We start from the raw sequence: 22,178 nt of genomic DNA on the forward strand, positions 1-22,178 counted from the left end.
TTGCAGGCGGCTTTTGTATATTCAGTAGTGTGAATTACGCTTCTGATTTTTCTGATTTGCTTTTGCTGGAGTTTTTCAACGTGAACACCAGTTTCTGGTTTTCTTTGTCCAGGTCAGCCACCAGTACATCTCCATCATGAATATTCATGTTGAGGATTTCTTCCGCTAAAGGATCTTCCAGGTATTTCTGGATGGCCCTGTGCAGCGGACGGGCACCGAACTGTTGGTCGTAGCCTTTATCTGCCAGGAATCCTTTGGCTTCGTCTGTCAGTTCCAGGCTGAAGCCCAGGCTGTTCAAACGTTTGAGCACACTCTTCATGGTGATGTCGATGATAGTATAGATATGCTCTTTGGTGAGCTGGTTAAATATAATCACATCATCGATCCTGTTCAGGAACTCAGGAGAGAAAGTACGTTTCAGTGCTTTTTCAATTACTGATTTGGTATTTTCCTCTTCTGTGCTTGCACGGGCGGTGGTGGTAAAACCTACGCCTGCACCGAAGTCTTTCAACTGACGGGCACCAATGTTAGAGGTCATGATAATGAGGGTATTTTTAAAGTCTACCTTACGGCCAAGGCCATCGGTCAGGATACCATCATCCAGTACCTGTAACAGCAGGTTATAGATGTCAGGGTGTGCTTTTTCAATTTCATCCAGGAGGATTACGGAGTAAGGTTTGCGGCGAACCTTTTCAGTAAGCTGACCACCTTCCTCATAACCAACATATCCCGGAGGTGCACCAATTAAGCGGCTTACGGAGAATTTCTCCATGTACTCACTCATATCGATACGGATCAGTGCATCATCGGAGTCGAACATATAGCGGGCCAGTGATTTGGCGAGCTCTGTTTTACCCACCCCGGTAGGCCCGAGGAAGATGAATGTACCGATTGGTTTTTTAGGATCTTTCAGCCCTACACGGTTACGCTGGATGGCTTTGGTGACTTTGCTGATCGCTTCGTCCTGGCCTACCACGGCACCTTTCAGGTCTTCACCCATGCGGCGTAATTTATCGCTTTCTGCCTGTACCATCCTTTTCACAGGGATACCGGTCATCATGCTTACTACTTCCGCGATGGCTTCCTCATCAATAGGGTAGCGTTTGTGCTTCACTTCTTCTTCCCACATTGCTTTAGCGCGTTCCAGGTCTTCACCCAGTTTCTTCTCTGTATCGCGCAGTGCAGCGGCTTCTTCGAAGCGTTGGCTTTTCACTACTTTATTTTTTTCCTGCTTGATATCTTCGATTTGTTTTTCCAGGTCGAGGATATTTTGCGGAACATTGATGTTTTTCAGGTGAACGCGCGCACCTACTTCGTCCAGCACATCGATGGCTTTATCGGGCAGGAGGCGGTCGGTCATATAACGATCACTCAATTTCACGCATGCTTCAATCGCATCTTCGGTGTAGCTAACGTTATGGTATTCTTCATAACGTGGCTTAATGTTATTGAGGATCTGAATGGTTTCTTCCACGCTGGGTGGTTCTACCATCACTTTTTGGAAACGGCGGTCGAGGGCACCATCTTTCTCAATATACATGCGGTATTCATCCAGTGTGGATGCGCCGATGCATTGGAGTTCGCCTCTTGCGAGGGCTGGTTTAAAGATGTTGGAAGCATCCAGGGAACCTGAAGCGCCGCCTGCACCAACGATCGTGTGAATTTCATCGATAAACAGGATAACGTCCCTGTTTTTCTCGAGTTCATTCATAATCGCCTTCATCCTTTCCTCAAACTGGCCACGGTATTTGGTACCGGCCACGAGAGCGGCGAGGTCGAGGCTCACTACACGTTTATCGAACAGCACGCGGGAAACTTTGCGCTGCACAATGCGGAGGGCAAGCCCTTCCACGATAGCGGTTTTACCTACACCCGGCTCCCCGATGAGGATAGGGTTATTCTTTTTACGACGGGACAGTATCTGTGAAACACGTTCAATTTCCTGTTCACGACCAACTATCGGGTCTAAGCTGCCACTCTCGGCCAGCTTGGTGATGTCTCTACCAAAGTTATCCAGCACCGGAGTTTTGGATTTGGTATTGGCTTGTTTGGATTTCGAAGCGTAGGATTTCCTTTCGTCTTCAAATTCCTCCTCACCCGGATCATCAAATTCTGCTTTGGGATCAGCAGATTTTACAAAGCCCAGTTCGTTTTTAAAAGTATCGTAGTCCACGTCAAATTGTTGTAAGATTTGTGTACAAACGTTTTCTTTATTTTTCAGGATAGACAGCATGAGGTGTTCTGTTTCCACGGTAGCGCTCTTGAGGGCTTTTGCCTCGAGGACGGTAACGCGGATCACTTTCTCAGCTTGTCTGGTCAGGGGTAAACTATTGATGTTTGCAATATTTTTCCCCGTCTTATCCTTTACAGCCAATTCTACTTCCTTGCGTAATTCGTACAGGTCTACGTTCAACGCTTGCAGAATCTTTACGGCCGTACCTTCGCCTTCGCGAATAATACCCAACAGCAGGTGTTCAGTACCGATGAAATCATTTCCCAGGCGTAAAGCTTCCTCCCTGCTGAACGAAATGATCTCCTTAACTTGCGGTGAAAAATTCTGGTCCATTGTGAATAAATTAGATTATAAAAACCCTTACGGGGGCATGCTTATACAATAATAACGAATAATTCTGATTTCCTTTGACAGCGAATTAGATGGATTGAAGTTATTCCTTTTTATACTCCTTCATCTTACACTTTAATAGTATAACATTATTTTTGTGGGTGAAATGGGTACGGGTCTTTTTAAAAATATCTACGAAGAAACAAATGTATTTGTTCGTTCTCTCCAGGGTATTTTTTAGAGGCGGGTCCCAGATTAGTTTCAGTTTATTGATTCTTACTAAAATATAAACAAGATCCAACGCATGAAATTCAAAATTGATACCAAAGAAAAAATAGTGGTTTTTTGTCCAGAAGAGAATGCTTTGGATGCTAATTTGTCAGCTTCTTTTGTAGAAACAGCCACCACCCTGCCTGGCCTGGATACCCGTAACCTCATACTGGATTTACATTTCCTCGAAAAATTAGACGAGCCTGGCACAGAAGCCATTTTAGCAGTTTATACATTTATGTATGACAACAACCGGTCCTGCGCGGTAACGGGTCTTAACAGCGATTTAACACCTGTACTCAAGGCGGCTGCCCCTGAGAACTTCAATTTCGCCCCTACTATGGCTGAAGCGATTGACCTGGTGATGATGGAGGAACTGGAAAGGGAATTATTGGACGGAATGGAATAATTTAGCTATTCGCAAGTAAATAATACTAATGTTTGGTGTAACGATTTTAGGTAATAATTCGGCCATTCCCACGTTGGACAGGCACCCCACGGCGCAGATCGTTACGTGTAATGATCAGTTGCTGCTACTGGACTGCGGGGAAGGCACCCAGCTACAATTCGCGAAATACAAGATCCGGCGCAGCAAACTGAGATATATTTTTATCAGCCACCTTCATGGCGATCATTATTTTGGGCTGATAGGCCTGCTGAACACCCTCAACCTGATGGGCAGAACGGAGCCGCTTACCATTTTCGGCCCTGGTGAACTACAGCAAATCCTGCAGATACAGCTGGATGTTTCCGGTACGGCGTTCCGGTTTGAGCTAACTTATGTGACCCTGGAACCAGGGCAAGCGGGCATCATCCTGGAAGATAAAGACCTGACAGTCAGGTGTTTCCCAACCGAACACCGGATTACCTGCTTTGGATATTCCGTAGAGCTGCAGAAGAAAAAGCGCAAATTATTACCTGATCAGGCCAAAGCCTATGAGATTCCTTCAGCGTTCTACGGAAAGCTACAGGATGGTGAAGATTATTTACGCAAGGACGGGACGCTGGTAAAAAATGATTGGGTGACCTTACCACCTGAGAAGGGCAAGCGTTACGTGTACTGTGCCGATACGATATATGATGTAAACCTGATTCCTCATTTGCGTGGTGCGGACCTGGTTTATCATGAAACTACCTATCTGCATGTATTGGAAAAGCAGGCCGCGGAGCGGTTTCATACAACAACAGTACAGGCGGCGACACTGGCGGCAGCGGCCAATGCAAAACGGTTACTGATCGGGCATTTTTCCTCCAAATACACGGAGTTGAACTTCTTCCTGGATGAAACGAGACCAATATTTCCTAATACTGACATCGCTGAGGAGGGAGTTACCTTCCTGGTGTAACAAAGTGTTACTCAAATTACACATATTAAAAAGGCCTCAATGGACTTACCATTGAGGCCTTTTTATATAAAGAATTGTAACCTTTAGTATTTGGAGAGATAGTCACCGATCTGTTGGTAAAGGCCATCCGTAGCTGGAACAACAGGCAGGCGGAAGTAGTTTTCCACCAGGCCGCGGTTAGCCAAAAATGCTTTGATACCGGCAGGATTATTTTCGGAGAACATCAGGTCGAAGCCTTTCAGCATTTTGTTATTGAGGGCGCGTGCGGCTGGATAATCGTTATTCAGCGCGGCTTTCACCATGGCGGAGAAGTCGGTTGCAAAGTAATTGGCTGCAACAGAAATAACGCCATCCATGCCACAGGCCAGCTGTGCGAGGGCCAGTGCATCATCGCCGGAAACCACGATAAAGTCTTTCGGCTTATCGCGGAGAATCTGCATGCATTGCACCATTTCGCCGGAAGCTTCCTTCATGGCTACGATATTTTCTACTTCGTGAGCGAGGCGCAGGGTTGTATCGGCGGTCATGTTACGACCGGTACGGCCAGGCACGTTGTAGAGGATAATTGGCTTAGGGGAAGCAGCAGCGATTGTTTTATAATGCTGATAGATGCCTTCCTGTGTAGGTTTGCTGTAGTATGGTGCTACGCTGAGGATGGCTGCTGCCTCGTCGAGCGGGCAGGTTTCCAGGCGTTTTACTACATCTCTTGTGTTATAGTCACCGATACCCACAACCACAGGCACCCGCTTCGCTACCTTTTCGAAGGTAAACTTCATCAAATCAAGCTTCTCTTCTGAAGAAAGGGTTGGAGTTTCACCGGTTGTACCGAGGGATACAACATAGTCAACTCCGCCATCAATCACATAGTTGATCAGCTTTTCCAAAGCATTCCAGTCTATGCTTTCATCTGCTTTAAAGGGTGTTACTAGCGCCACCCCGGTGCCTCTTAATTGTTCCATGATTGTGTTTGCGAAAAAACAAAATTAGAATTTCGGAGCCCGAAATTCTAATTTTTTATTGTCTTCTCTAAATAATTTTTTACTGCTCTTCAAAAAAGCCCATATGAGAGAACTTGTCGATACGTTGCTGGATACGGGTATCCGCGTCGATTTTCTTCAATTCAGCCAGTTCCTGTTTGATACGTTTTTTAAGTATATCAGCCATTTCATCCTGGTTTACGTGGGCACCACCGAGCGGTTCGCGGATAACGCCGTCTACCAGTCCGAATTGCGCCATGTAGTCTGAAGTGAGTTTGAGTTCTTCAGCGGCTTTTTCTTTAAAGTTCCAGCTGCGCCAGAGGATGGTGGAGCAGTTTTCCGGAGAGATAACGGTGTACCAGCTGTTTTCGAGCATGAGTACACGGTCGCCGATACCGATACCAAGCGCGCCGCCGGAGGCTCCTTCACCGATGATGACACAGATAACCGGTACGCGGAGTTTAAACATTTCGAAGAGGTTACGGGCGATTGCTTCGGCCTGGCCTCTTTCTTCCGCTTCCAGTCCCGGATAGGCGCCGGGGGTATCTATCAGTGTAACGATTGGCTTGTTAAATCTTTCTGCGAGTCTCATCAGGCGCAGGGCCTTACGATAACCTTCAGGATTAGCCATACCAAAGTTCCTGAGCTGGCGCATTTTGGTATTTACTCCTTTTTGCTGACCGATGAACATCACTGTTTCTCCATCGAGGTCGGCGAAGCCACCTACCATGGCTTTATCGTCTTTTACGTTACGATCGCCGTGCAGTTCCACAAAGTTGGTGCACATCTTTTCGATATACGCCAGAGTATAGGGCCTATCGGGATGACGACTGAGCTGAACCCTTTGCCATGCGGTCAGGTTGCCATAGAGTTCCTGGCGGGTACTTGCGATTTTAGCTTCGTACTCGGCAACAGTAGCGGAAACGTCTACGCCTGACTTTTCACCATTTTCCTTCAGCTTGGCCAGCTGGTCGTATAAATTTTCGATAGGTTTTTCGAAATCCAGGAATTGCATAATTTGACTAAATTGGTTAAAGTACGGTGTAAAGATAGTGCTGAAAATTTTTTTTAAAAAAGATTTGCTAAAATGAAAACTTTGTTGCTATCTTTGCAATCCCAAAACGGTACAACACAACGGATTGGGAAACAGAAAGATAGCAAGTATCTTGACTATATTTTCGAGGATCGGTAGTTCAGTTGGTTAGAATGCCGCCCTGTCACGGCGGAGGTCGCGGGTTCGAGTCCCGTCCGGTCCGCAGTAATGCGGAAAAAGCCTGCTCAAATGAGCAGGCTTTTTTTATTTTAAGGAACAAATACTTACCTAAACAAATCCTCCAGCGTTAAATTATTTTGTACCAACCCATTAGCATACATATTTCTTACTAATCCAAAAGTGGTTATCATCGTTAGAAAAATGGCTTTGTTAGTGTTAGTTGCTGCCCGGAATGTATCTATCTTGTCCTGAAGTTCTTCCTGATATTTTTTATCAATAGTAAAAGGGCTGGCAGAAAATTTCATTTCACAAATATTAATAACATCATCCTTCCTGTCTATCACTAAATCTATTTGTCGCTTATTCCCTTCTCCGGAATTTATCCAAGAAGAACTGGTAGTCTGAATACCACTAATTCCAAGCGCATTTTTGATCTCTGCCAAATGGGCCAGACACACTTGCTCAAAGGCATATCCACTCCAGGCTCTATGTTGTGGAGATTCAAGTCCATTGAGCCATGTATTCTCTTCATATAGATGATTTCCTCGTATAAATCTGATATAAAACAGGGAATAAAAATCACTCAGTTGAAAAAGGCTACTTTTTTCCCTTTTACCAAAAGGTGAATATTTCCGTATAAAGCCGCTTTCCTCCAATTCTCTTAATATTCTCGTTGTACTTCCAGCATTGGGCAATCCCGTATAATCAATTATTTCCGAGCGGGTTAATCCCCTAACCTTCTTACTTAAAGCTTCGATTACCAAGAGATGCCTTTCTGCTTTATTAAATAGTGATGTATAAAGGTCATTAAACTCTTCGGTCAATAAGCCATCACGTTGGAAACATAGTCGATTAATATTCTGAGCAGCACTCATACTTACGTCCACATGGTCCAAGTAAAATGGCACCCCACCTAAAACCATGTATAGCTGAACTATTTGGTATCTACTAAATACGCCACCACGACGCTGAAAGAATATCTCACATTCCTTTAATGAAAAAGGTTCGAGCCGAATCCTCAGCGTCACCCTATTATGCAATCCGCCCTTATTGTGAATAAGAGTGTTGATCATCCAAGAAGCAGCAGAGCCACATACAATTAGAATGATATCTTTTCTTGCACTTGCAAATGAATTCCAGAAATAGTCAAGTGCCTGAATGAAACCAGATTGAGCTGTATCTAACCATGGAAGTTCATCAAGAAAAACAACTTTCCTGTCATGAGTACTTTTTAGCAATAACTCTTCCAACAGCGCAAATGCATCAAACCAATTTTGTGGAACTGATACAGGTTCCCCCAGGTTATATTTCTGTATCGCTCTATGAAAATTGGATAAATTCTGCTGTAGGTTTGTATTAGCCACCCCCGTCAGATAAAATGTAAATTTCTGTTGAAATGCCTCTCTGATAAGAAAAGTTTTGCCGATTCTTCGCCTACCGTATACCGCAATAAACTGGGATGTTTCGGAATTCATTGCTTTATCCAACAGATTTAATTCCTTCTCTCTTCCGATTAGTCTATTCATTTTTACTCAATTTTAATATTTAGAGCCAAATTGCCGGGCAATTTGGCTCTAAATATACAATTTTACCCACTTAGAGCCAAATTGCCCGGCAATTTGGCTCTAAGTACACTAAAACACCCAGTTAAAGCCAAATTGTTCTAACGCTTACAACACCAATGAAAAATCCCCGGGCACTCACCGCACCCGGAACACCAACATCTCCCTAAAAAACTTATACCCTATAACTCCCTGGCAACTTCATCAGCTCCTGCAACTTCCCGGCATGCTGCTCATATACCCCCCTCGGCGTGGTATTATATTTTACACACAGGGATGCGGCCTTCCCTACTACCTCTCCCATCATTCCACAGGTACGCATTACACGTATAGGCCCCAGGCCATCATTGTTAACACTGATATTTCTGCCAGCCATAAACAGGTTAGTAATGTTGCGACTATAAAGCACCCGATATGGTGCCCAGTACAATTGCTTTTGACTCCCCTCCTGCTTGTAGGTAAAGTGGTCGCCTTCTGTAGCCCTGGAAATAAATTCCTGCCCCTTCAGCCCCTTGTCGAAAGCGGGATCAGGCCTGTGGATATCGATATGCCAGGAGCATGGGAAGGCGGGGTCCGGAAACGGTGTATGGTTCCTGAAATCGTCCGCAGAGAGAATTACATCTCCCATTAACCTCCTCGACTCCCTTTTACCTGCTATAAATGCAGCCCATCCTAACCGGTGGTTGGGATATTCTTTATCGACATTTTTAAGTGCATCCCAGGCGCCGTACATCGCACGGAGGTTCAGATCGCGGATCAGCTCAATCTGGGTAACAGGATCTTTATCAAAACCACTTTCCCAGAACCATCCACCCAGATTTGCCAGCGGATCTTCTTTCCCCCATTGACCCTTATAATTTTTCCTGCCGGGAAATGGCTTGTCGGAAAGGTCTATCGCCCACGGACAACGTGGAAACGGCTGTGCCACCTGTCCTACTTCACATTGCGTGGCCAGTGCTGTTTTATCTTTACACTCACATTCCAATACCGCTTTATCATCAGCTGCATCCAGCACATTCCAGAGGTTAGACACCCCCATCAAACCCGTTTGTGATTGCTCAAAGTCCGCCCCGGCCATAAATCCAATGCCGGCATCGCCTGTACAATCCGCAAAATAAGTTGCTGTAATACGCTTACGGATACCCGTTTTTATATTTTGTAATACAACCGCCTTAATATTGTTATCTGTTGCCTCTACCGCAAAAGCACGTTCATGCAGCATGAGTGTGATATTAGGTTCTGCTTTTACCTTCTCCAACTTCAGTTCATCATTATACGCCTTGCCTCCCAGCGCATTTCTGGTACCATGCACCGGCTGTGCAGTGAGTGGTACAAATTCCTCCACAATTTCTCCGATATGCACAAATGGCTCCTGCCTCGTGTGTCCTTCCGGCCATACGCGTACTTCAGAACTACCATTCCCTCCCAATACCGGCCGGTCCTGTACCAAAGCCACCTTCAACCCCTGCCTGGCCGCCGAAATCGCAGCAGCTGTACCGGCGATACCTCCTCCGATCACTGCCAGGTCATACTTTCCGCTATCTATAGGAATATCACTTAGCCCACATAGTTTCCTTCTGAATTTTGTGAGTGCCGCTACCTCGTTTACAGGCTCAAACTTTTCATCTTTACAAAAAAGAATAGCCTCACAACGGCCTTCAAAACCAGTCAGATCGTGTAGCGAGATCCTGGCTTTTTTATTCACTGTCACCAGTCCCCCATCATGCCAATGCCATTGATCCCCCTTGGTACCAAACGTTTCCTTTACCGGCACCTCATTAATCAACACCTGGAACTTACCAGGCGCTCCCGGCGCTTTCCAGGGAGCCACCCAATCTTTGGTACGCACCCACAACCGATAGGTGCCTGCACTCGGAAACTCTGCCTCCGTTACCGCGTCAGCTACGGGAACTCCTAACCCGTGCGCCAGCAGATAGGGCGAGCCCATCACGTCCATGGATTGCTGATCTAAGTCCCACCCGCCATAATCGCTGAAACTTTCAGCTTCCAGAAACAGGAACTCTGTACTTCCGGTGGTGGATATATTAGCGAAAAGGCCCGATGGGCGGGCAAGTAACAAAAGAGTGGTGTTGCCTAAAAGGCCAATAAATGCGCTGCGTTTCATGTTCGTGGAATTCGGTATTAATTTTCGATCGTGGAAAAAAATACTAGTAGTGTTAAAAATAATGGATAAGGAATGGATTTCAGGGGTTTCTTTATGACCGGCAGGAAGTGGGGTTTGGGAACAGCCCACTTTAACATATCCGGTAAATCAGAAGGGCTGACCAATGCAAATTGGTCAGCCCTTCTTGTAAAGTGACATTTGTTATTAACTGATTTTCTCCAGTCTTAAATCCATGCGTTTATCTTTCTTAAAATATTCAATAATCATTACAGAGCCAGCTTTAGCAGGCAAAATTCTGGACTTGCTGGCTTTTGATTTAAGATTGATTTTGTCCTGCGAGTACTTTTTACCGTCGAAATGGATGGTGTTAAACGTTTGGCCTTTATAGTCAGCATCTTTCACGTAATCACTATAGCAGAAAGAGAAATTCTCATTATCCTCATCTCCTGTTGTGAAATCATAGTCAAAATATCCTACCGCTTTAATATACATGGCCAGCATATGCGCACTGGCAAAATCCGTAACGGCTGACCCCATGGCAGTATTTTGGGTTTTAGGGTAGATTTTACCTTCAGCGATGTGGTACTGCTGATCGAATGTCATTACCACCATATCAGTAACCACTATTTTGGTAGCACCGGCGTTAGTGGTGGCACCTGCTGCCGCTCCCAAAACCTTTAAGGCCATACCACCTGCGCTGACTTGTCGTTTGTATCCTTCCGCCACTACATGAAGCTTCCCATCCGGAGATTGAATCATTTTGTGGATATACAGGTAGCCCACCCCGTCGATTTTACCCTTACTGCTTGTTCCCAGCACTTTACCCATATCCGTTTCCCAACTATTATAGGATCTGGTCAGGATTTCACCCTTACTGTTCAGTGTATAAAAGGCTAATCCTTTACTCGGATCTTTTACCACATTGTCTTTCTTGTCAAAGTAAGTGCCAGCCACGAGAATGTTACCTGTTTTTACATCTTTAGTGACTGTAGTTGGAGAAAACAGGTACTCATCATTTTCTCCATCCAGATCAAAAACTTTACGTTTCGTCACAAAGTTAATACCTACAAAATGAGAAGTAAAGTTGTTCCTGAAAAGGTTCGACTTCTTATAGACCTGCAATAGCACTAAGCTATCCGTACTTCCAAGATATTCTGCCATTGCAAACTTTTCCTTATCATCGGTAGGAATATACTTCCAGTACGCCTTCTTTTCGGAACCATAGAGATCGATTTCATAAGTAAAGTCTTTTCCTTCTCTTACCGGCATAACAGAGATATAGCCTTTGTCGCCTACCTCAAATACGCTCTGGTTGGTACCTTCGTCACTATGCATGGTTTCATACTGCATCATGAATTGCTCCGTCTTTTTAGAGTACTCATTGGTGTAGGTATTCAATAATTTACCATCCAGTGAATAAATCTTCATAGTAAGTGTTCTTTCCTTAGCATCCTTAAATAAAAAAGAAAGAGAACTACCGTTATAGGCGGACTCCAGCAGCACTACATTTTTGTTATCCTGGAAGGTGATATCCTTTACCTTGTTCAGGTTTTCATCCAGGATCTGCAGTGTATATTCATTTGTTTTTCTGTCGACCTTATCGCTCTGATAGAAGAAAAAATATCCTTTAATCTGATTTTTCTCCATAATGGTTCCACTGTTACGCAGGTAGGTGGAATATACATTATCAACAGACAATTTGTTTTGTGCCTGAACAGTGGTGGCGCATAGGTATAGGGAAAGCACACCAGTCAAAATTTTTCTGACCATTTTTGAATTTTTAGATTTTGATTTATTTGCTTATTTATAGCGTTGTCTTGCTTTTTCTAGTTCAGTATTAAATACAGTACAGTTCCCAAACTTAGTTTGATATTGCTCCAGGAAATTAAAACCTATAGCAGGAAAATCAGCAGCGTATAGATTTTGTACCATTTGCAAAACGGTATTATATCCTGAAGAATTTTGAGGGGCGGGCAGGTCGATCCGTTTGCCTAACGTATGCTCCTGTTGTGCGTCGTAGCAGCTATTGAAAATTTTGCCGATCTGCGTTATCAGAAAAGGATCTTCCGGGAAGTCGCCCAGCTGTTTTATTGCTGCATACAAACTCCTGGTATAGTGCTCTCTCTCAAATTCATAGGCTATGGGTTCATATCTGAATGTGATACGTAAAGAATCAAAAGTATTTTTATCTATAGGATTAGCAAGGCGATTGTTTTGCGGCACCGCTTTAACAAAGGGTTGCAGCGTTTGAATCCTGCGCCTGCAGTCCGGATGTGTTTTAAGGGAATCTGCCAGTGCTTCATCTTTTTCCAATACTGCATGTCCGCCAAGCAACCCTTCTTTTTTGCTTATCCATTTCTTTTTAAAGGGGTAGTTTTTTGCATCAAACAGTTTTTGCAGTGCTTTTGCGGCATCCAAAGTATCCTCATCCACATTATCCAATAATTCGAGTGTAGTAATTGCTGCGTTCAAATCGAAATTAGTGCGACTTAAAAACACCAGGCCCATCGAATCCGCTTCCGATTCATGATCCCTGCTATGACGCCTGCTATCAAAGGAAATTCCTTTCATCAACTTCTCCAGCTGCGTTTTTTTATTGAACTCACTATTTTTTATTTGTTTCAGTTCACTTTGCACTTCCTTACTGTTCATGGTGGTTACGTACCTGCTGATACTATTGTCGCTGTGACGCAGGTAGTAATGAGCTAATTCATGGCATAACACAAAAGCAACCTGACTCTCGTCCGATAAGGTGCTGAATAATCCCATATTAAAAAGAATGACTCCCTCACCGATAAAACTGGCGTTAGGTACTGCTGATCTTGAAAAAAAGAGGTGCAGTTTTTCTTCTTTCAATACTGGATTTGCGGCAATAATTGTTTTGGCAATCTTATCGAGATACGATTGCGCAAAGGGAGCAGTGTAAACCTCCTGCTTATCAAGTATCGATTTTATATTTTCCCAACGCTCCTTATAAATTGCTTCATAATCCTTCCGATTGGCAGCTGGCAGTGCAGCAATGGTTGTTTTATAACGGGTTTCCAGCTCCGCCGTAAGACTTCTTATTCTGGCTTCATTTACAGCTACAGGCTTGAATACAGTGCATTGCGCAGACAGGTAACCGGGGAGTAACAGGCAACAACATAAGGCAAGGAAAACGATTCTGACAACAGCCAATTGCCGGAACAAAATAGATTTCATATGGAGTGGTTTATAGGGAATATGGAGCGAATATAGAAAATGTTGGAAGAAAAAAAATCAGTATTTAGGATAAGAAAGCAGCACTACAACGTTGGTGTAATGGTGGTAAAATATTATTCTTAAGGTAACAAAAAGGGGCCAGGTTACCTGTTGGTAGCCTGGCCCTGACAGCAGGTTCCGGTTGCAGGAATCCCTGCGATTACTTACAGAAGATTATTTCAGTACCGGTATGATCATCGTTATACTCCCCGTTAGTAAGTTTTCTACGGGTTACCAGTGAAAGTTTATATGCGCAGGACGGCCAGGTGTTAAAGGCCGGCGTAACAGTTCCTGGTGTAGCAAAGTCGATCACGTTATTTGAACCACGTGGTACTGTGCCTGAGCCACCGGTAATAGTAATACCGCCCGGCACTGCTGCGCTGGCGATACCAAGTGCCCATGATGCGATCAGTTCATGATCCGCGGTATAGCGTACATGCGCATGCGTAGTAATCGGTGTACAGCCACTAACACCGGTACTGAGTTCATCCAGTTGTAACAAGCGTACTTCTTCCCAGTTATTAACATAGATCACGCCTTTGGTGGTCTGTTCTTTGAAATGCACCGAAGCCGGATTGGCAGGATCATCTGTTGTCTGGTAGGCAAAAAATACGCGTCTGCCATTTTTAGGACTCAGTGGCGCGTTGCCGGGTGCATCTCCTGGCGTTGCAGGACTACCACCGGGAACGAGCACATTGGTATTTACCCACAGCAGCGGGCCGATAAAGCCATTATCAATACCGCGCTGGTCCACTCTCACCCAGCCATTGGCATCCTGGTGCAGTACATGATCCGGAATAACGCCCGGCGCACCATCAGGAGGAATACTGTCGGCAACGGAGGCAGGCTGATTCGGGTCAATTACAATGTCCTGAAATGCCTGCACGCCGTTCCAGATAATTTCCCGCACGCCCACTACCAGCCTGCTTTGCTGGGTTTGTGCCAGCGTCACAGGGTTCCAGGTAGCACCATCATAAGAGTAGGTGAAGCGGTAAAACAGCGGTCTGGTGGTATCGGTAGGCACTTTCTTAGTGGCATAACCTACCAGTTTCACTGAACCGAAAAAGCCAAAGCCAATACCGCTGGCAAAGGTGCGGTTAATGGCAGTTAATCCGCCGGCATCGATATCTCCGATGATCTTGTACTCACCGAAGCGGGTAAACAATGGCGTATCAGTAGTATATACCTCACCATCAGGAACACAGAGTTTAACACAGAAGCAATTATGTGCGTTGGTACGGGCACTTGTATGGCCCATGCTGCGCGGCTCTTTCAGCAGCACTGTTCCCGAACCTGATTCAATACGGAAATACAGATCCGGCCCTGCGGGCCATTCTACATTGAGCCAGCTTAGCAGTGTTTTGGAGAAATCAGCGGAAGTGTAAACAATCTTAAAATGCCCGGATGCATCGGTAAAACCACTGCCCAGGGGATCATCCTGCAGGAGGTCCACATCATAGGCGAATACACGTAATCCGTTTAACGGCTTACCGGTTTTGCAATCCACTACCTTGCCGCAGATTACCCAGCGATCCAGCTTTTGTAGAATCTGGCACCACCATTTGGATACGATACAATACTCCCAGGCAAACAAATATTCAGCCTGGTTGTCAGCATTTCGTTCGCGCCATTGTGGCTGTAAGGTGGTCAGGTGAAATTGAAATTCAGTTATCTTTTTGGGAGGAATCGGTTTACCAAAGCCCGTTCCGCAAGTGAAGTCAATATCAAAAGCTTCTCCTTTATAGTTCTCTTTCTCACCGAGGTTAAAAACAAATTCACCATTTTCATTTGCGATGGTTTCAGCCAGGAGCAGTTTACTTTTCGCCTTTATATCTTCCTCACTTACCTGGTGAAAGGTTTGATTTGTATCTGCAACTGCCAGTACAGCGAGCGATTCCCTGGCATCAGCGCGGTAGAGCCTTACTTTGACTCCCGCCAGTGGCTCGCGGCAATCATCGCTGCACAGGAGGCCACATAATCTTCCTTTAAAAACGTAGTTCATAACAATTGGGGTTTGGGGTTGCCTACTCATATATCCCTTTTCGGCTAATGGGGTGCCTACTCTTTCACGGATTTTCGGCATGCTCCGGCAAAATTTGTTACCTGAAAAGAAATCCGATAGTAAAATTCAGAAAGGCAGCTTTGCGTTCGCCAAATACCTGATGGAGATCCAGCCCGGTCGTCAGCTGCGAGCGAGTACTTACCGGCAGCACTCCACCTATACCAATATTTGCTCCTGCAGCGCTGGTATTTTCATTGCGGTAAAATCCCGGGCCAGCCTTGATATATGGCTGCATACCCGGTACAACAGCAAACACTTTCTGTAGATTTACAGATACGTTTATCCAGTACGGGTTGGTGCCAGTGTTTTTTGCTGTAAACTGACTATAACCAGCCAGCCATACTAAATTCAGTTGCCTGCGAAGCTGATAGGTCAAATCAATCTGTGCATTGATGTTGGGGTATGACTGCTCAATTAGTTCGCCCAAAGGGAATGAAGCACCAACATGTACACTATACCATAACCGGTATCTGTTATTCGGATTATTGTCAGGATCGTTTCCATCTGTAATTCCGTTATTATTAGCGTCAGGGTCTAAAAAATCGGGGATATGATCCCTGTCAGCATCCTTCGTACCTTCTGTCGCATCCGGGATATCATCTCCATCGGAATCATCATCGAGATAGTTGGGGATATTATCTCCGTCCTGATCTGAATAACCATCCGATTCGTTCAGGATACCATCGTGATCACAATCTTCCGTAGTGCAAAAAGGCTTACCATTTTTAACAAGAAAATATGTTGTGTTTTCCCTTTCAAAAGCATCAATTGTAACAGGCATCATCGCAGGACCAGTAAAGATGCTTTCACCATTGATAGGTTTTGCAGCAGTCGTAACTTTTGTTTTCACATATACTTCGTAAATACCGCTATAGTTGTAATCATTGAAGGTCGCTTTTACAGCACGGGAATAGTAGTCTGGCTTCAGGTGAATCGGTACAAGTGTACCATCAGGCCTCTTTACGTGCCCTTCATAAATCACACCACTGTCAAGGTCAATCTTATAGCTGCTGGTAGCGGCAATAGTCACGGGCTTCGCTGTATTCGCTATAATAGGGGATGTTTGAACAAAGAGGTCGGGTAATGGATTCTGTACATGTGCAGCCACATAAAGCGACTGATCATAGCCATTACCGGAAGCAACTATCAATCGCCATTTCCCCGGAACAGGATTACTTAGTTGAACCAGGATGTAATAAGGGTCTGTTTTGATTATATCACTATTTGCTGCTGTGTATACTTCGCCGTTAGGGCTGATCAATTGAAAAACGGGCTTCCAGGTTTTGATATCCGTATTCCTTGTGGAGAGAATTAAATTGAGTTGGCGTCCCATTTTTTCTACATTAAACGAAACGCTGTCCAATTCATTTTTTTGAACACGGGCGTATTTGGTTTGCCGCCTTCCTTTTACTATTAACGCCTTCCTTTCAAGCACCAGGCTTTCTCCCTGGGCGAGTGCAAATAATTTAAAATAGATGGATGGTAATTCATCGCCCTGAGCTGCGTCCAGCATGGCTGCGCCGGAGGTGCCGGCTATCTCTGCCAGTAAGGTTCTATCGGCTGCACTACCTACCGGGATAGTAAAGATGCGCACACCCATATTCTTCAGTAGCGTGGCGGCAGAATTAGGGTCTGCCCCACGATTGTTTTCACCGTCTGACAAAAGGAAAGCAGTTCTCGTTCTTCCGGCGGCTGCCGCTGCCTGAAATTCGAAAATGGAGGCATTCAAAGCAGTTCCAATGCCCGTGTTACCACCTGCCACCAAGCCGTCTATAGTATTCTTAAATGCATTGGCATCAGCAACAGGTAAGTCAGATAACCTTCTGTCGAGCGTTGGGGTTTCTTCAAATGAAATAAGTCCTACCTGTGCCCCTATTCCCGCTCTCAGATCCACAAATGCTCTCGCTGCGGCTTTGGCAAAATCAAGCCTGGAAGGGCTTACGGTACTGGAAGGGTCTACTGCGGCACTCATGCTGCCGGAACGATCAATGAATAACATGATTTGATCGCTGCCGGTTACTGCCACTTCGAATATGGGGTTTCCGCAATTAGCGGGAGGAGCATTAACAGGATTGCCTGCAGGCACCGTGAATACAGTAGGATAGTTGGCATCCAAGGTTTCCCAGCAGGAAAGTCCGGGGTGCATTTCAGTTTGCTGGGTAATTTCGAAGCGGCTTGTAGTAGTATTCCAGGAAGCGCTGCAATTGGGGTCTGTGCAATTACCTCCGCCAGCGCACGCCGATGTCGCAGGACAGGTAGTATTGTCGCCCTGTAGCCTATCGTGATTTCCGGCAGTACATAATTCACCAGAATTTCCACGCTGCTGCATCAGTTCATCAGCCAGGGCACTTCCAGCGTCAAGACAAGGTCCTATACCACAGGGTCCTCCCCAACGGCATTGTTCATCGTATTCATCTCCCAAACCGAAAGCCAGATGGCCAAGCTCATGTGCAATAACAGCTCCATTAATACCACCCTGAAAAAGTACGATATGCGTTCCTTTTGTTCCGAAACCAGCACCACTACTAAAATAACTTACACCAGAACGACCTTCATCGGCATAAACCCATATATCCGCATCCTCCTCTCCTGCTGCACCGGCAGTGATGCGGATTGTTCCAAAACGCGCCTGCCCGTCGGTAGCATCACAAATAATTCCATTTGCAATCCTAAGTTCATTTTCAATCCTGGCAATGTCCGCAGCGGTAGGCACATAGCGAAAATTGACACTGAAATGCATTGTACCATCCACATCTATCCTCCCGGTGCCAGCAATGCTATCAATTGCCAGGAAGGAAAATAAGAGCAAAAGAGTTAAATGATAGCAACACGATTTTTTAATTTGATGTAACATGATCTTACTTTTTTGGGGTCATCAAAATCTCAGGGTTAATTGGCATATAAGATTCAGGGACGTGATAGTCATCAATAACAGCGGAGGATTCGTATATGCAAGTGATGCCAACCTCAATTGCATACACTCATAGATACCGCTTACTGATATATAGTCGGGGAAGAAAAAGGAAAGGTAAACAAACAGGTACAAATTCAGGTAAAACCAGCACAACAAAAAAACTTATCATATTACATATCAAATCATTACACAAACAATCTTCCAGACTCCAGCATTCGACACAGTGCTTTCTATCTATTCACCGACTGGCATCACCCGGCTCAGTTCCTCCAGTCCCTCCTCCCCCGGTCGCTGGTATTTTACGGCGGTAATCTCATTGTTCTTTACATATACAATCATCGGGTAAATCTCCCTGTCTGAATCGGGATATACAATATTATTAGTGGTATCCAGAAGGATATGCGCGTCATCTATCACATCACCGCCAAGTTTAATGCGCAGCATTTTTGTGGATTGGATCTTTGTAAAAATATATTTTATATAGGGAGATGACTGAACATTCGTTTTTACAAATACTTCGGCACTGCTAATGCACCCATCACAGCCCTGGTTGGGAATTACTACATACACCCCGTTTTTCATCGGGTGGGTATCCAGGTTACGAATGACTGTTATTAACGGAGTATGTTTATCTCTGCATGATAATAATAACACAAGCAATAACAGGAAGCTACCAGGAAATTTTACATTGTACATAACGCGCGATGTTTTGATTTTCATTTTCCATATCCAGGAAACAAATTCCTTCTCTCCCTATAAAAAAATTATCCAATGCGAACGACATAGGCATAGCAGCTTCCCCTTTGTATTGAAAATTTTTGTCCAGTACAATCAACCATGGCTGCTTGCCCGGTTGCTTAGCATTATTTACAGGCATTTCCAAAATTCTGTAGTAGCAGTTGCTATAAGGATCGTGAATGATATTCCGATAGGTAGGCGTATGCAGGTAGTAATCCAACGTAACATCTGCATTATAAATCACCTGGTTGTCTTTTCCCAGTGCCATACTCGTGATACAAACGCCTTTGGCAGATGCGGCTGGCACCTCACTCACCTTCCAGTTACTATCGATCACTCGCATATGATGATCCGCCGGCAGGCTCAGTAGCCATTGCTTAGCCGCTGCATTATAGCTAGTATAAGGTATGCGCAGGTGCGACCCACCCCAGTTATTTTCCTGGTAAACCCCGGAATAAGGTATATGATAGGTCACATGATTACCCGGGTGGATAGCAGCAAAAATGGTTCTGCCGGGGAAATACTCGTCCGCTTTTTCGCCCAACAGATAACCAGCACCCACCACTACACTATCCAACAGGTAAATAGGCGCAGCCGCGCTGGCAAAGGGCCTTGCGGGCAGCATGGTTTTAGGAAAGGATTTACCGGCAGGCAGGAAGGTGCGGGTACTTGTCACCTTTTCATTTTTAAGATCATAGTACATCAGATAATCCCGGTTATAGGCGTATAGCAACAGGCTGTCCGGCGACAGATACCTGAAATATGACACCTTTTCCTTTGTATTAATTTTCAACGTTCCCGCCGGATATAATAATGTATCATCACCACCTGTTTGATACGTGAGCAGGCGCTTGTTGTAACTATCGAATGCATATAGCCGGCCTGTAAGCGCATCATAATCTATGGGCGTAAACGGGGAAAACACCATTTGGCTATCCAGGAATAATTGTAGTGTATCCGTGTAGGTTAGTCGTAGTGTAATCTCCTCAAAAGCAGTACTACAGTTACTTACCGGTTTCACTTTCCCTTGGTCACAGCCACTTGTAAGGAGTAAAATAATGATCAGCAACTTTTTCATAGGGCAGTAAAAAAACAGACAGGGCATTTATACCCTGTCTGCAAATCATGTCATCAATTTACGTAGTAAGTGCAGTTGGTCACAGTAGGATCTACCGGTGAATTACATACGTAGTAAGTCACCCCGTTCACTACTCTTTTCTGGCAAATACCCCGGAGTCCGTGATGATCATCAGCACAAGGGCTGCCAGTAGTAGGAACAGATGCAAACAGTCCTAATGCAGTAAATGCAATACCGAATACAAGGATGGATTTTTTCATGTTATGATAGTTTAAATGAGGGAACACGGTAGTCACTTTTACGAACTTGGCCCATGCCAGGAGGATTCGGGAACAACAAGTCAATATGGGTCAGTAGGTTATGTCAGCACAGTTATTTACGGCTGCTTAAATTTAGTGAATTATATAACTCCATTTGATTTACTGCGGTGTGTCCACAGTCATCTATAAAAAAACAAAGGGTACCCGATCCACGGATACCCTTTTTGTTGTTTGCCATCTATCGACTAGTAACCAGTATTTTGTTCCAGGTTAGGATTCACGTCGCGCTCACCCAATGGGATAGGCCACCAGTAGTCCCGGTTTTTATCGAAGGTCCGTGTTTCCAGGTTTTTGCCTGCATAGTTCTGAATGGTAGCATTCATCACGGTTTCAGCAGTTTTCCAACGGCGGATATCGTTATAGTACAAGCCTTCTCCGGCAAATTCCACACGTCTTTCATGACGGATTTCTTCGCGGAGGGCTTCTTTGGTTGTAGCTTCATTGAAGTGCGGCATACCTACGCGGTCGCGTATACGATTCAGCGCCGCAAAGATGGTTGCATCCGGGCCACTTACTTCGTTCTGTGCTTCAGCGTACATCATCAGTATGTCCGCAAAGCGAAGTACGATAAAGTTGATATCAGACTGTCCGTCTTTCAGATCGCTTTTATCAGCCGGAGGGGCTTCTTTATCATACATACTAAACTTCTTCATACCGTAGCCGGTGATTGCAAAGCGTTTGGTGTTGATTACTTCCCCTTTGTAGGTATCGCCCGGATAGGTAAATGTAGCATTCAGGCGTGGATCGCGGTTTTTGTATGGATTAGCCGCATCATAACCAGAGGCAGGATCAGTGATCGGCAGCCCCTTGGTGGTATAATAGGTTTTGGCCAGATCCAGGAGTGGCGCATTGGTGTTGTATTGGGAGCAGATTAGGTCAAAGGAACTACCCTGTTGCGGGAATACGTACTGCACATCAAAAATAACTTCCAGGTTATTTTCATTTGGCTGTAAAAATAACGAGCGATAATCTTTAAACAGGCCATACCCGGTACCAGGCTCGTTCATGACGGCTGCGGCAGCATCAGCGGCGGCTTTCCATTTAGTAACATCGTTGGAAGGATTCAACAGTGGGCTGGCTTCGTACAGTAATACCCTTGCTTTTAATGCCATTGCAGCACCTTTAGTGGCACGTCCCACATCCCCTCCGGTGAATTTAACCGGAAGGATTTTAGTCGCACTATCAAGGTCGATGAGCACTCTGCCAATCACTTCTTCGCGGGAATTGCGGGGCAGCTTAGCCTGGGTGCTTCTCTCCGGCGGGTCCAGTACTAATGGAACGCCACCATAATAATTCTGCAGCATGAAATAGTAGAGTGCACGGAGAAAATATGCCTCGCCTTTCATTCTTCTGCGGTTAGCTTCGCTAAGGGCAGTTACTTCATCTACCTTTACTAAAAAGGTATTACAGCGACCAATACCACTGTAGCAATCGCCATAACGACTCGTAATAATTCCGCCTGTACTCGACATTTGGGTTCCTCTTGCGATGGTATTGAAACTCATCCCGTCGGTTTGATTATAGGCGTTGGGAGTGAGGGTTTCTTCCCAAAGCGCAGTGGCATTATTGGAGGTTTTTCCACCGTAAACACCGGCATTGCGCAATACAGAGTAACAACTTACCAGTGCTGCATTTGCTGCCTCCGGGGTTTGCCAGTAGGTTTCTTCATAATAGCGGTCATGCGGCGTAGTATCCAGCAGACTTTTGTTGCAACCTGCAGCCAGGAAACCTGCGCAAGTGAGTAAAAAATATATCTTCTTCATAAGAATC

At 45.0% G+C, this 22,178-nt stretch carries 15 protein-coding genes and 1 tRNA gene; 3 read left to right on the top strand and 13 right to left on the bottom strand.

Translation table 11 applies throughout. The features are described from left to right. Positions 1–34: 34 nt before the first annotated feature. Entirely contained in the window at positions 35–2,566 is a 2,532-nt protein-coding gene (locus BUB18_RS01270; RefSeq protein WP_073077236.1) for an ATP-dependent Clp protease ATP-binding subunit, read from the bottom strand. Between the two features lie 301 nt (positions 2,567–2,867). Between BUB18_RS01270 and BUB18_RS01280 the strand changes: the two genes are divergently transcribed. Both BUB18_RS01280 and BUB18_RS01285 read left to right on the top strand, forming a co-directional pair. Continuing rightward, positions 2,868–3,242 carry a hypothetical protein gene (locus BUB18_RS01280; protein WP_073077240.1) on the top strand — a complete coding sequence of 125 codons (375 nt, stop codon included), beginning with the start codon at positions 2,868–2,870 and terminating at the stop codon, positions 3,240–3,242. 28 nt (positions 3,243–3,270) lie between these two features. Further along, complete coding sequence (locus BUB18_RS01285; RefSeq protein WP_073077242.1) at positions 3,271–4,179, top strand: ribonuclease Z; 909 nt, start codon at positions 3,271–3,273, stop codon at positions 4,177–4,179. 83 nt (positions 4,180–4,262) lie between these two features. Here BUB18_RS01285 and dapA read toward each other — a convergent pair whose 3' ends face one another. Together dapA and BUB18_RS01295 are read right to left on the bottom strand one after the other, a co-directional pair. Further along, a complete protein-coding gene (gene dapA / locus BUB18_RS01290) occupies positions 4,263–5,138 on the bottom strand; it encodes a 4-hydroxy-tetrahydrodipicolinate synthase (protein WP_073077244.1) in 876 nt (291 codons plus the stop codon). A 79-nt stretch (positions 5,139–5,217) separates the two neighbouring features. After that, entirely contained in the window at positions 5,218–6,171 is a 954-nt protein-coding gene (locus BUB18_RS01295) for an acetyl-CoA carboxylase carboxyltransferase subunit alpha (protein WP_073077245.1), read from the bottom strand. A gap of 167 nt (positions 6,172–6,338) precedes the next feature. Between BUB18_RS01295 and BUB18_RS01300 the strand changes: the two genes are divergently transcribed. After that, positions 6,339–6,412, top strand: a tRNA-Asp gene (locus BUB18_RS01300). Between the two features lie 61 nt (positions 6,413–6,473). Here BUB18_RS01300 and BUB18_RS01305 read toward each other — a convergent pair. The 10 genes from BUB18_RS01305 to BUB18_RS01350 all read right to left on the bottom strand — a co-directional run bounded on the left by BUB18_RS01305 (position 6,474) and on the right by BUB18_RS01350 (position 22,171). Next, the gene (locus BUB18_RS01305) at positions 6,474–7,895 is read right to left on the bottom strand and encodes an AAA family ATPase (protein WP_073077247.1); all 1,422 of its coding nucleotides are present in this window, start codon (positions 7,893–7,895) and stop codon (positions 6,474–6,476) included. A 211-nt stretch (positions 7,896–8,106) separates the two neighbouring features. Beyond that, the gene (locus BUB18_RS01310; RefSeq protein ID WP_073077249.1) at positions 8,107–10,056 is read right to left on the bottom strand and encodes an FAD-dependent oxidoreductase; all 1,950 of its coding nucleotides are present in this window, start codon (positions 10,054–10,056) and stop codon (positions 8,107–8,109) included. Between the two features lie 204 nt (positions 10,057–10,260). Then, the gene (locus BUB18_RS01315; RefSeq protein ID WP_073077251.1) at positions 10,261–11,826 is read right to left on the bottom strand and encodes a DUF6770 family protein; all 1,566 of its coding nucleotides are present in this window, start codon (positions 11,824–11,826) and stop codon (positions 10,261–10,263) included. Positions 11,827–11,856: 30 nt separating this feature from the next. Then, positions 11,857–13,257, bottom strand: coding sequence for a M48 family metallopeptidase (locus BUB18_RS01320; protein WP_073077252.1), 1,401 nt, complete (start codon positions 13,255–13,257; stop codon positions 11,857–11,859). 199 nt (positions 13,258–13,456) lie between these two features. Further along, entirely contained in the window at positions 13,457–15,298 is a 1,842-nt protein-coding gene (locus BUB18_RS01325) for a hypothetical protein (RefSeq protein ID WP_073077254.1), read from the bottom strand. 97 nt (positions 15,299–15,395) lie between these two features. After that, positions 15,396–18,167, bottom strand: a complete 2,772-nt coding sequence (locus BUB18_RS01330; protein ID WP_073077256.1) for a VWA domain-containing protein — start codon at positions 18,165–18,167, stop codon at positions 15,396–15,398. 339 nt (positions 18,168–18,506) lie between these two features. Beyond that, positions 18,507–18,968, bottom strand: coding sequence for a hypothetical protein (locus BUB18_RS01335; RefSeq protein WP_073077257.1), 462 nt, complete (start codon positions 18,966–18,968; stop codon positions 18,507–18,509). Further along, positions 18,943–20,088 carry a DUF4221 family protein gene (locus BUB18_RS01340; protein ID WP_073077259.1) on the bottom strand — a complete coding sequence of 382 codons (1,146 nt, stop codon included), beginning with the start codon at positions 20,086–20,088 and terminating at the stop codon, positions 18,943–18,945. The genes BUB18_RS01335 and BUB18_RS01340 overlap by 26 nt, the downstream gene beginning before the upstream one ends. Positions 20,089–20,141: 53 nt before the next feature. After that, a complete protein-coding gene (locus BUB18_RS01345) occupies positions 20,142–20,348 on the bottom strand; it encodes a hypothetical protein (protein ID WP_073077261.1) in 207 nt (68 codons plus the stop codon). A gap of 245 nt (positions 20,349–20,593) precedes the next feature. Then, entirely contained in the window at positions 20,594–22,171 is a 1,578-nt protein-coding gene (locus tag BUB18_RS01350; protein ID WP_073077262.1) for a RagB/SusD family nutrient uptake outer membrane protein, read from the bottom strand. Positions 22,172–22,178: the final 7 nt, after the last annotated feature.

It is taken from the genome of Chitinophaga jiangningensis (assembly GCF_900142605.1).
Classification (GTDB): domain Bacteria; phylum Bacteroidota; class Bacteroidia; order Chitinophagales; family Chitinophagaceae; genus Chitinophaga; species Chitinophaga jiangningensis.

Bases quoted from the DNA above. Each gene is read 5' to 3' on its own strand.
- BUB18_RS01335 (WP_073077257.1), bottom strand. From the start codon at position 18,968: ATGTACAATGTAAAATTTCCTGGTAGCTTCCTGTTATTGCTTGTGTTA.
- dapA (WP_073077244.1), bottom strand. From the start codon at position 5,138: ATGGAACAATTAAGAGGCACCGGGGTGGCGCTAGTAACACCCTTTAAA.
- BUB18_RS01310 (WP_073077249.1), bottom strand. From the start codon at position 10,056: ATGAAACGCAGCGCATTTATTGGCCTTTTAGGCAACACCACTCTTTTG.
- BUB18_RS01315 (WP_073077251.1), bottom strand. From the start codon at position 11,826: ATGGTCAGAAAAATTTTGACTGGTGTGCTTTCCCTATACCTATGCGCC.
- BUB18_RS01305 (WP_073077247.1), bottom strand. From the start codon at position 7,895: ATGAATAGACTAATCGGAAGAGAGAAGGAATTAAATCTGTTGGATAAA.
- BUB18_RS01280 (WP_073077240.1), top strand. From the start codon at position 2,868: ATGAAATTCAAAATTGATACCAAAGAAAAAATAGTGGTTTTTTGTCCA.
- BUB18_RS01320 (WP_073077252.1), bottom strand. From the start codon at position 13,257: ATGAAATCTATTTTGTTCCGGCAATTGGCTGTTGTCAGAATCGTTTTC.
- BUB18_RS01295 (WP_073077245.1), bottom strand. From the start codon at position 6,171: ATGCAATTCCTGGATTTCGAAAAACCTATCGAAAATTTATACGACCAG.
- BUB18_RS01345 (WP_073077261.1), bottom strand. From the start codon at position 20,348: ATGAAAAAATCCATCCTTGTATTCGGTATTGCATTTACTGCATTAGGA.
- BUB18_RS01350 (WP_073077262.1), bottom strand. From the start codon at position 22,171: ATGAAGAAGATATATTTTTTACTCACTTGCGCAGGTTTCCTGGCTGCA.
- BUB18_RS01340 (WP_073077259.1), bottom strand. From the start codon at position 20,088: ATGAAAAAGTTGCTGATCATTATTTTACTCCTTACAAGTGGCTGTGAC.
- BUB18_RS01325 (WP_073077254.1), bottom strand. From the start codon at position 15,298: ATGAACTACGTTTTTAAAGGAAGATTATGTGGCCTCCTGTGCAGCGAT.
- BUB18_RS01285 (WP_073077242.1), top strand. From the start codon at position 3,271: ATGTTTGGTGTAACGATTTTAGGTAATAATTCGGCCATTCCCACGTTG.
- BUB18_RS01270 (WP_073077236.1), bottom strand. From the start codon at position 2,566: ATGGACCAGAATTTTTCACCGCAAGTTAAGGAGATCATTTCGTTCAGC.